This is a genomic window from Mesorhizobium sp. dw_380, assembly GCF_018588885.1.
Lineage (GTDB): Bacteria > Pseudomonadota > Alphaproteobacteria > Rhizobiales > Rhizobiaceae > Mesorhizobium.
This window is the reverse complement of record NZ_JAFFIW010000161.1, coordinates 1-337: the sequence shown is the minus strand read 5'-3', so window position 1 is coordinate 337 and position 337 is coordinate 1. Positions and strand designations below refer to the sequence as shown.

1 protein-coding gene is annotated in these 337 nt (G+C 62.6%); it reads left to right on the top strand.

Annotated features, from left to right (window positions below; translation table 11 throughout):
• On the top strand, positions 1 to 337 hold a 337-nt coding region (locus tag JT360_RS33365; protein WP_214477751.1), incomplete at both ends, for an ABC transporter substrate-binding protein.

The following is a 337-nucleotide window of genomic DNA, read 5'->3' as shown; positions in this document are numbered from 1 at the left end:
AAAGGGTCTCGCCGACGAGACTAGAAAGCAGTTGAACAAGCGGGGCGTAACCGAAGCGATCTATGAGGCTTACGACCCCGGAAAGACGGATTATTCGGCTGAAATCGCTGCTCTGGAGGCAGCGGATATTGCCGTGTTGTACCTCGGCGGCCGCCATCACGCAGCCGCGCTCATGGCCAGTGCTGCACGCGACCGCGGATACTCGCTTCAACTCGTCTCAGGCGATACTTTGTCCACCGAGGAGTTTGGCCTCATCGCCGGCCCCGCGGCGGAGGGGACCCTCTTCACGTTCCCGGCGGACCCGAGGCGAAGCCCCAAAGCGGCCGCGGTCGTTGAA